The organism is Prochlorococcus marinus (assembly GCF_001180245.1).
In the GTDB taxonomy this organism is placed as follows: Bacteria; Cyanobacteriota; Cyanobacteriia; order PCC-6307; family Cyanobiaceae; genus Prochlorococcus_A; species Prochlorococcus_A marinus_F.
In genome coordinates, this window is record NZ_CVSV01000045.1 from 79,071 (window position 1) to 88,289 (window position 9,219).

12 protein-coding genes are annotated in these 9,219 nt (G+C 30.8%); 6 read left to right on the forward strand and 6 right to left on the reverse strand.

Going from position 1 to position 9,219, the window contains the following annotated elements; translation table 11 throughout:
- The first annotated feature begins 111 nt into the window (after positions 1 to 111).
- Positions 112 to 255 (forward strand): hypothetical protein, encoded by a 144-nt coding sequence (locus tag AMO19_RS08405; RefSeq protein ID WP_179850474.1) that lies wholly within the window; start codon positions 112 to 114, stop codon positions 253 to 255.
- Between the two features lie 5 nt (positions 256 to 260).
- Here the strand turns inward: AMO19_RS08405 and AMO19_RS01850 are convergent, their stop codons facing one another.
- Positions 261 to 1,382: a trypsin-like peptidase domain-containing protein gene (locus tag AMO19_RS01850; protein ID WP_075507110.1), complete on the reverse strand. Its 1,122-nt coding sequence runs from the start codon at positions 1,380 to 1,382 to the stop codon at positions 261 to 263.
- Between the two features lie 168 nt (positions 1,383 to 1,550).
- On the opposite strand from AMO19_RS01850, the gene AMO19_RS01855 reads away from it, so the two are divergent.
- From AMO19_RS01855 to AMO19_RS01865, 3 genes are all read left to right on the forward strand, one after another.
- Complete coding sequence (locus AMO19_RS01855; protein ID WP_075507111.1) at positions 1,551 to 1,814, forward strand: DUF2973 domain-containing protein; 264 nt, start codon at positions 1,551 to 1,553, stop codon at positions 1,812 to 1,814.
- Positions 1,815 to 1,838: 24 nt separating this feature from the next.
- The gene (locus AMO19_RS01860) at positions 1,839 to 2,222 is read left to right on the forward strand and encodes a hypothetical protein (RefSeq protein WP_025924047.1); all 384 of its coding nucleotides are present in this window, start codon (positions 1,839 to 1,841) and stop codon (positions 2,220 to 2,222) included.
- 70 nt (positions 2,223 to 2,292) lie between these two features.
- The gene (locus AMO19_RS01865; protein WP_012006908.1) at positions 2,293 to 2,439 is read left to right on the forward strand and encodes a high light inducible protein; all 147 of its coding nucleotides are present in this window, start codon (positions 2,293 to 2,295) and stop codon (positions 2,437 to 2,439) included.
- 4 nt (positions 2,440 to 2,443) lie between these two features.
- Here AMO19_RS01865 and AMO19_RS01870 read toward each other — a convergent pair whose 3' ends face one another.
- From AMO19_RS01870 to AMO19_RS01890, 5 genes are all read right to left on the reverse strand, one after another.
- Entirely contained in the window at positions 2,444 to 2,785 is a 342-nt protein-coding gene (locus AMO19_RS01870; RefSeq protein ID WP_075507112.1) for a DUF2614 family zinc ribbon-containing protein, read from the reverse strand.
- Between the two features lie 11 nt (positions 2,786 to 2,796).
- Positions 2,797 to 3,711 carry a YihY/virulence factor BrkB family protein gene (locus tag AMO19_RS01875; RefSeq protein ID WP_075507113.1) on the reverse strand — a complete coding sequence of 305 codons (915 nt, stop codon included), beginning with the start codon at positions 3,709 to 3,711 and terminating at the stop codon, positions 2,797 to 2,799.
- A gap of 92 nt (positions 3,712 to 3,803) precedes the next feature.
- Positions 3,804 to 4,604 carry an inositol monophosphatase family protein gene (locus AMO19_RS01880; RefSeq protein ID WP_075507114.1) on the reverse strand — a complete coding sequence of 267 codons (801 nt, stop codon included), beginning with the start codon at positions 4,602 to 4,604 and terminating at the stop codon, positions 3,804 to 3,806.
- Between the two features lie 2 nt (positions 4,605 to 4,606).
- On the reverse strand, positions 4,607 to 6,034 hold the full coding sequence (locus AMO19_RS01885) for a TolC family protein (protein WP_075507115.1): 1,428 nt from the start codon (positions 6,032 to 6,034) through the stop codon (positions 4,607 to 4,609).
- 25 nt (positions 6,035 to 6,059) lie between these two features.
- Positions 6,060 to 7,439 carry a TIGR03279 family radical SAM protein gene (locus tag AMO19_RS01890; RefSeq protein ID WP_075507116.1) on the reverse strand — a complete coding sequence of 460 codons (1,380 nt, stop codon included), beginning with the start codon at positions 7,437 to 7,439 and terminating at the stop codon, positions 6,060 to 6,062.
- Positions 7,440 to 7,616: 177 nt separating this feature from the next.
- On the opposite strand from AMO19_RS01890, the gene AMO19_RS01895 reads away from it, so the two are divergent.
- The gene (locus tag AMO19_RS01895) at positions 7,617 to 8,384 is read left to right on the forward strand and encodes a DUF3120 domain-containing protein (protein ID WP_075507117.1); all 768 of its coding nucleotides are present in this window, start codon (positions 7,617 to 7,619) and stop codon (positions 8,382 to 8,384) included.
- On the forward strand, positions 8,384 to 9,219 hold an 836-nt coding region (locus AMO19_RS01900; protein WP_146255920.1), incomplete at its 3' end, for an FAD-binding protein. The genes AMO19_RS01895 and AMO19_RS01900, both read left to right, overlap by 1 nt.

Genomic DNA, 9,219 nt, shown 5'->3' on the forward strand with positions numbered 1-9,219 from the left:
TTACTTTAAATAAAATTTACATTTGGCTAAGTAAGATCATTCATTTATCTTTACATGGTTTACCGTCCTTGATTAATCTTAAAAATACAAAAATAGGTTTTAATAATTTAAATGAAAAATCACGATTTCCAAGAAAAACAGATTCATATTTCTGATCCTATTGAAAATTATTTTGAATGCATTACTACCTGCGATATAAGAGATGGTAGATGTATCTCTAGATGTGTGGAAATACTTAAACAGAATGACAATTAAAACTTTTAGTTATTTTGTAGATTAGTTATATCAGTTGGTGTTACTTTTAATTTAATAAATTTATTTCTACGCTTTAATAATATATTTACTTGTTTATTAATACCATTATTACTTATTTGTTCTATAACGTCTGATGCTGTTTCAATATCTTTATTGCCGACCCTTATTATAATATCTTCTATCATAATTCCACTCTTTGCTGCTGGACTGTTCGGTACTACATATCCTACTTTTACGACATTATTGTCTCTCTCAGAATTACTTGCTTCTATTAGGCTAATCCCAATCATAGGATGTATTACTTTTCCATTTTTTATAAGTTGATAGGCAATTTCCTTAGCTTTATTAATTGGGATCGCGAAACTTAAACCTGCTCCTGGACCTGATCTTATCAACGTATTAATCCCAATTACTTCTCCCTCGCTATTCAATAGTGGACCTCCAGAATTGCCAGGATTAATAGCAGCGTCTGTTTGTATTAATTCAAGTTTTTTATCATATATTCCTAATTGAGTGACGTTTCTATTTAGATTACTAATAATACCAAGGGTAACTGTGTTTTCCAGTCCGAATGGATTCCCAACTGCTATAGCCCAATCACCAACTTTAATCTTTGCAGAATTGCCTAATTTTGCTTTAGGCCAAGGTCCTTTCCCTTCAATCTTTAGCACAGCTAAATCAGTAAAAAAGTCTTGCCCTATAAGTTTTGCGTCTAATTTTTTGCCATTGGTTAAACCAACAATTACCTTATCTGATCCATTCACAACATGGGCATTGGTCATTATAAGTCCATCCGCAAATATAAATCCACTCCCTTGGCTTTGCTCTATCCTTGGCCGATTGTCATTAGGTAAATCTAATCCAAAAAATCTTTCAAAATATGGGTCTATAAATACTTGAGAATTTTTAGGAAATTTTCTTTTTTTAATATATCTTTGAGTATCAATTGTCACTACAGCTGCACCAGTTCTTTCTACAGCTTTAGTTATGAAAGATTTGTTTGAATATAAATTAACTACATTAATTTTTGGTTTACTTAATGGTTGGGATATGACTTTTACAGGATATCTAATGCCTACTATTATTAATGAGGCGATTAGAAATAGTTTTTGGATGTTTCTTTTCAATTTTGATTTTTTATGTTTTTCGAAGAAATTTATACACCATAAAAGTGTAATTTAAATATAACTACTAATTAAATTATTTGAATCTAGATAATAATTCATTGACTTAAGCTAAATTTCTTTTTTTCGGGTTATGATATTAAAAATATAATTAACTAAATTATAAGTTCAATGACTATTCTATTTCCAATCATATATTCTGCGGCCTTAACTTATTTAGTTTGGAAAGCTTTTAAAGTTATGTCTAATGGTTGGGGTATATCCGATAATAAAAATAAACGTTTTAGTACTTCCAGTTTTAAACAAAAAAAGTACACAATACATCCAGAACTTTTAGATAAATCAGGAAACATAACAGAAGAGGAGTTATTAACGGTAAGATTTTCCAACGACAATGACTCTACATTAGAAGAAAAAGGTTCAACAACTGATTAATCAAATTACATCTAAGGAAAAAAATTGGAATTAAGAACAAAAATTGTCTCAGCGGTACTAAGGTCTTTAAAGTTGCCACCAAGGTTTCGTTTAAAAATGGTTAAAGAGGATCCAGTGAGACTTGAATTAAGTCTTACTCCTTCTTATGGAAAAAATCCAGTTATTGTTGGTATAGTCGAGTCTTTAGACTTAGTAGCGCGAAGAGACAGAGAAGGTAGATTACCCAGAGATCTTCAAGGGACTTGGGACTGGACTGTAAGACATGGAAAAGTTAGTACTGGGGGTTGGAATCCTATGTTAAAAGAGGCATTGCAAACAATGTTTGATACGGGATTGCCAGCTATTGTGTATGAGGAATTAACTGGAGATGAGTATCGACCTGTTGATGGTGTAAGACATGTTAAATAAATAATTTATTTATTTATCATAAATTCTTCCTTAAAACGTTAAAATGATTTGATAGATAATCAAGTTAATTATGAATAATGACAATCAACCAAGATTTGGCTTTGTAAATTTTGCAGAAACTTGGAACGGTCGTATGGCTATGATGGGGATTCTGATTGGTCTTGGTACTGAATTAATAACTGGACAAAGTATTCTTAGACAAATTGGGATAGGTTAATATTTTACTTTACTTCTTCTGCTTTAACTTCAATTGTACTTTCACTAGGCTTTTTATTAAATTGATTATTCTTACTTATACTCTCTAAATCTGCACCACAATTCATGCAGGTTTCGCTTAAACCTAATGATATTGACCCACAATTATTGCATGTATTAATTTTAGATTTATAAGAGTTAAACCCTATAAACACTAAAACTAATAATAGTAGAGGAATTAATAATAAAAGAAGTAGGATATTTCCAATAAAGCTAATGAAAAAGTTAAATCCAAAAAGCGAAATAATGATAAATATGATTAATGAGTAGGTAAGAAGATTTTTATTAGCTTTAAGAAAATAATTCACCTTAGTTATCCTTATCTATAATTTCTTTTTTTATTTACTAAAGTCATATTAGCAATTACTACGCTCCAACACTGTCCAAAATATAAAATCACTCCTAATAGCCATACCCACAAAGTAAGTACAAGAAAACCACCAATAAAACCGTATGCTTGAAATCTTACTCCAAGTGAGAGAATACTTTTACTTACAGCTAGGTTTAAAGTAGTTAGGCCAATTCCAATAAGAAAAGATCCAGGTAAAAGTGGTTTCAATGGAACTTTTCTACTGGGTAAAAGTGCTTGTAATAAAAGAGCCATTAAAGAAAAGCCAATTAGTGGTATTGCAAACTGACCAACTTGTAATAGCGGCAACTTTAATAATAAATTAGAAATAAGATTATTAGATTTTGAAAGATTTTCTAAAACGTTACTTGGGATCATCCTAAGATTTGCACTAATTTGATCTAGTACCATTAAAAAACCAATAAAGAAAACTATTAAAAAGGCTTCAACTCTATTTCGGAGAAACTTCGAAGCTTGCACTCTCCAAGCAGCATTAACTTTTTTAGAAGGAATTTCGTCCTCCCAAAGCCTATCTGACCCTCTTTGAAGAGATAGATATGCATTTCCTGCTGTAAAAATCAAAAACATAGCCCCAAGAATACCTGCTCCAAAACCCTGATCTATCAAATTAAATAATGTTGTTTCTACTAACTCAACTACTGAAGGAGGTAAAAGCTGAGCAGCAATGGCAATTATTTGTTGATCTAATCCTTCTTGTTTTCCTAGGAACCATGAAGCTATTGAAAGAGAAATTAGAAGGATAGGAAAAAATGATTGAAGTGTGTAGTATGCAAATGCAGCGCTTAAATCAACACAATCAGATTTGCTCCATCGCTCACAAGCTCCCCATAAACTTTTAAGTATCCATGTTGAACTTCTCTGCATATTAATTTTCTTCAAATATTTTATTTATTTACTATTTTTTATTGTATCTGATTAAGAAATTTTTCAAGCAATTTTTTTTATTTATGATGCATCTACTTTTCTAATAATAAATTGCCCCATGGCTTTAAAATTTCAACTTTATCTATAGATCTACAAGCAATTAATGGAAAGTTAACATCGCTCAAGTCTTCTCCTGAAACTAAATTTAAAGGATCTGTTTCCAACCACTCTATAGAGCAATTGAGTTCTTCTAACAACAGCCAGGCTGCTGCAATATCCCAAATCTTAGGGGTTGATTCTATTGCACCGAAAGTTTGTCCCATCGCTACACTCGTAAGATTTAAACTCGATACACCTAAGAGTCTAATTTTGCCAGGAAATACTGAGTTTGGTTGTTTTTGTAAAATTTTTATTGATCTACTACATAAAGAAATACATTCACTTCGACGATTATTTTGGCTAGGATCAATTTTCTGGTTATTTAACCAAACCCCTTTACCTTTTATGGATACAAACTTTTTTTTCAATGTAGGAATTATAAGAAAAGAAGATTGTGGTTTACCATCAACGAACCTTGCTACTGATATAGACCAGTAAGGAATACCTGCAGCAAAATTTGTTGTCCCATCAAGTGGATCGACCACCCAATAAGCTTTTGAATTTGGAATTAGTTTATGCCCCTCTTCACTAAGGACGCCCTCACCTGGCGCTATTGAAGCTAAGCCATCTACGATTGTTTTGTCACTCCATAAATCACAACTTGTTAATAATGATCCATCTGCTTTATTGCTGGCGCTAATATTTCCAAAATCTTTTGTTTGACGTTGACTAACCAATTCAAATAAATAATCTAATTCACTTAGTTGCTTATTAGTTAAATTTTGTGGGTTCATATTTATATATTGCAAATAGAATCTGTATCATTAATTTTAGTATTATTACTACCCAAACAATTTTTACTTGCATCAAGGAAAGTTAATCTTTCTAACTCATCTATATTTAAATTGTAATTATATTTTGCATTAATATTTTTTGATTTCGCATTACTTAATTCACTTTGCCTAACAAGAACATCTTTTAGAGTTGATATTCCGACATCATATCTAAGTCTGGCAAGCCTTACAGACTCTTTGCTAGATTCAATTTCTTTAAGAGAAGAAATAATTTTTTCTTCATTTAATTTAAGATTTAAATATGCTTTACTAATACTTGTGGTTAAAACATTTTTTAGATTCTCATAAGCATATTTTTCGGCTTCTGCATCTGCTATTTTTGATTTATAAGAGTTCTTATTTTGTCCGCCATCAAAAATACTCCATGCAAAATTTAGACTTATGGTATTTGTATAATTAGATCCAGATTTTTCAGAGTCGATATTAGTTGCTAGAGAGTCACCTTTTGAAAATGTACTAGATAATGAATTACTGATATAGATATTTGGCTTATTTTGAGCTAAAAAGCTATTGGCTTGGCTCTTTTTGATTGATTTTTGAAGAATAAGGTTTTTTAAGGAAAGATTTTTATCCAAACCTTTTTTAAGATTCTTATTCAATTTATGATTCCAAAACCCTACAAGATTTTGCTCTTTATTAGTTTCGAAATCCCCTTTAATGTTAAGAATCTCTTTAAGAGAAATTTTATTAATTTTATGTTCTATTTTCTTTTCATTAAGTGATTGTTTATCTCGAGATAATTGAGCTTCTGCTTCAAGAACCTCAAATTTTGTACCAATTCCAGCATCTAGCTTCGCCTTGGCATTTTCTAAACTCGTAATTGATAAATCAAGTGTGAATTTTTTATTTTGAATATCTTGATATGATTTTTTGTATTTGTGATATCTGATTCTTGCTTCTTGAATTAAATCTTTTTTCTTAATCTCATAATTATTTTCTGCAATTTTGTAATTTGTTTTGGCAATTTTAACTTCAGATCCTCTAAGAGGGTTAATTACATCCCATTTAATGTTAAGGGAGGGATTAGCAGTAAATTGTGATGTTTTTAAAGTAGGTGAATTGCTATTGTACTTTTTACCTGCGACATATTTTGGTAATCCATTGGCTTGAAAATCTAAGGATGGGTATCTTTTGGCAATTTGACTGGAAAGATTGAAGCTTGCAGAGGCTACTAAGTTTTGTAATGATTTTAATTCTTGATTATTTAACACAAGTTTTTCTATTTCTTGATAGTTAACAAAAGTAATATTTAATTTTTCTTCTAAAACACTATCAATGTAATTTTCTGTTTCTCTCGATAGGACGTTAACGCTGTTTAAACCTAGAGTAAGCGGTATTAATAAGATAGGATTTATTACTCTTCTAAGCATGTTTTATAGTATTGAAGATATTCGATTAACCAATCAAAGTATTAATAATATCATTTGAATCATCGAGAACGTGAATTTTAGTATTTAATTGATTTTCAACTTCTTGAATATTTTTATCATCTAAAAATATATCAGTATTAATTTTTAACATGATAGATGGTATGTAAACAGTTTCTCCTAAGTCCTTATTTTTCAGCCCATAAATAAGATCTTCTCCAGTAAGAAGACCTGTAACAACTTGATCTTGACCCCAATAAATGCTTGGCAAACCATATAAGTTGACTTTCAAACCATCAATTAAGTTTAATTTCTTAACTGTAGGAATTAGGGCTTCATAAACTAATTTACCAACAATCCAACTAACTTTTTTTGGCTTTTTTACTTTTTTGGGTAGGTTTTTCGTCTTCTCTCTTAATGTTTCTAGAAAGTTTCTAATAGTTCCCACTCCATTAGATTCTTGTGGCATATTTTCGTAGGTTTTGTAACTAGGTAAATTTGTGCCAGCAATTAAATACCATTCGTCAGCTAGCCAACAAAAACGAGTCCCAAGACTATTTTGTAGAGAGGCTTGAATTCTCTCTACTTGTTTAATAGTTTTAATTGCATATTCTGGGCTTATTGATTTTAATCCATCATTTTCAGGTCTAAATTTTGTAAGTCCTACAGGGACTATTGCAACTGAAAGTACTGTCTGAGAAGTTGTTTTGTAAAATTCAGAAAGATCTAAAATTGATTTCTCAAGAATATCCCCATCATTTATATCTGGACAAACAACAATTTGAGCATGTATTTGAATAGAGTTTTTTTCAAACCACGAAATTTGATCAAGGATTACTCCTGCTGTTTTATTTTTTAATAATTTTTCTCTTGTGACAGGATCAGTAGCATGAACTGAAACAAAAAGTGGGGATAGTTTTTGCATAGCAATTCTTTCCCAGTCTTCTTTTTTTAAATTGGTAAGAGTTAGATAAGAGCCATATAGGAAACTTAATCTATAATCATCATCTTTTATATAAAGGCTTTTTCTTTTGCCACTTGGCTGTTGATCAATAAAACAAAATGGACATCTATTATTGCATTGTTTGATTGAATCAAATAATGCATCTTTAAAATTTATACCCAAATTAACGTCTTGATCTTTTTCAATATTTATATTGTGAATTTCATGATTTTTATCTAAAACTGATATTTCTAAAATTTCTTCGCTAATTAGAATCTGATAATCAATTAAATCTCTTGGCTTTTTCCCATTAATACTAATAATTGAATCACCAGATTCAAATCCTATTTCTTGAGCAATGGAATTAGCTTCAACACTTTCAATTTCTGCAGGATTTATTTTATAAGTAATATTAGGAACTAAAAGATCATTGGGATCTTCTGTGTAATTAATTTCTTGCCACACAATTTAAGGCCAAATACTCTTATTTATATTTATTCTAAACTTATATATGACTCAAAGTGTATTAAATACTTTTAAAAAACTAAATATAGGTGTGAAATTATGGGCCTTTAATTTATTAAAATATGGCATTCGCAGTTTTCTAAAACACGATTTAGATTAATTAAATAACCTTTTTCATTGAAAGAATTAATTACAAAAAATTTAGAAGTGAAAGATACATTGAACTATGAATTGCATAACAAAGTTGATGCATACGAAAATAGTTTTTTATCAAATCCTATTTCTTTAAGATTGTGGTCTTCTTTTTTTGTAATTTTACCTATTTTTGTTCAAGCCCCTTGGGTTAGATTAGAACCAATAAGTGCTCTTTGTTTTACTTTTGTTATTCTCATCGTTGCATTTGTTTTAAATCAGAGAGTATCAAAAAAGTGGTTTATTGTAAGTTCATTATTACTTGGTGTATCAGGTAGTTGGCTTGGTGGATGTTTGTTCTGGGGATGGTTAAGCCCATTTCCTATCCTGCACATACCTGTTGAAGCTGTTGTGCTCCCATTAGCTTTAATAGGCTTTGATACTAATTGGAAAATAGGTTCAAGTTTTTATATCTCTTCTTTATTTGGAACCGCAGTTACCGACATTACAATATTTTTAATCGGAATGATGGATCAATGGAGGCATGTAATTACAGCAGATTCTGAAAATGCACCTATAATTCTTCAAAAAACCTCAGAGAGTCTTATCCAAATAAAATCATTATCTATTATTGTTTTTGTTGCTCTTATACTTTGGTTTATTTCAAAAGAAATTTTAAATTCTGCCACAATTAATACTACTAGTGGTAAAGCACTCTTAGTTTCTAGTTACGTAATTCAAACGACATTAATTGTTGATGGTATTTTTATTGTTTTAGCAATTCTGCAACCAACTCTTAGTGGATTGGTTTAATGTTAAGACCTCCATTTTCGCAAGAACTGATACCAATAAATAATTGGGATGTAATCGTTGTAGGCGCTGGAGCTGCTGGTCTTATGACTTGTCTTGAATTACCCTCAAATTTAAAAGTGCTTCTTTTAAATAGAAATACTAGTAAGGTATCTTCCAGTAGATGGGCTCAAGGAGGAATTGCATCTGTTGTTAGAAAAGATGATTCATTTGATCTTCATGCAGAGGACACTTTAAAAGCAGGAGATGGACTATGTGATTTTCAAGCTGTAGAAATGCTGGTTAAAGAAGCTCCAGGTTGTGTAGATAGGTTGCAGAATTTAGGGATGATTTTTGATCAAAATTCTGATCAACTATCTACTACCTTGGAAGCAGCCCATTCACGAAGAAGAGTCTTACATGTTAAAGATCGTACTGGACGAGCATTAGTTGAAGTACTAGAAGATCATATTGAGAATCAAAAAAATATTCTTCACTGCAGGGGTGTAAGAGTAACTGAACTTCTCATTGAAAATAAAGAATGTAGAGGAGTTCAGGTTCTTGATGGAGCAAATTTATATTGGATTAAATCTAGAGCTGTTGTTTTGGCTACAGGTGGGGGTGGGCATTTATTTACAAATACAACAAATCCTGCTCAATCTTCTGGTGAAGGGATTGCTCTTGCATGGAACGCAGGAGCTGCTATAGAAGATTTAGAGTTCGTGCAATTTCATCCAACAGCTTTAAAATTTTATGGTGCACCTTGCTTCTTAATATCTGAGGCACTTAGAGGGGAAGGAGCGATTTTAGTTGATAAAAATGGTGAAAGTCCAGTTAAAAATCTTGAAAATCGTGATCT

What these genes read in the sequence shown, in the direction of transcription:
- AMO19_RS01885 (WP_075507115.1), bottom strand. Translation starts at nt 6,034, where the DNA reads ATGCTTAGAAGAGTAATAAATCCTATCTTATTAATACCGCTTACTCTA.
- AMO19_RS01875 (WP_075507113.1), bottom strand. Translation starts at nt 3,711, where the DNA reads ATGCAGAGAAGTTCAACATGGATACTTAAAAGTTTATGGGGAGCTTGT.
- AMO19_RS01855 (WP_075507111.1), top strand. Translation starts at nt 1,551, where the DNA reads ATGACTATTCTATTTCCAATCATATATTCTGCGGCCTTAACTTATTTA.
- AMO19_RS01880 (WP_075507114.1), bottom strand. Translation starts at nt 4,604, where the DNA reads ATGAACCCACAAAATTTAACTAATAAGCAACTAAGTGAATTAGATTAT.
- AMO19_RS01865 (WP_012006908.1), top strand. Translation starts at nt 2,293, where the DNA reads ATGAATAATGACAATCAACCAAGATTTGGCTTTGTAAATTTTGCAGAA.
- AMO19_RS08405 (WP_179850474.1), top strand. Translation starts at nt 112, where the DNA reads ATGAAAAATCACGATTTCCAAGAAAAACAGATTCATATTTCTGATCCT.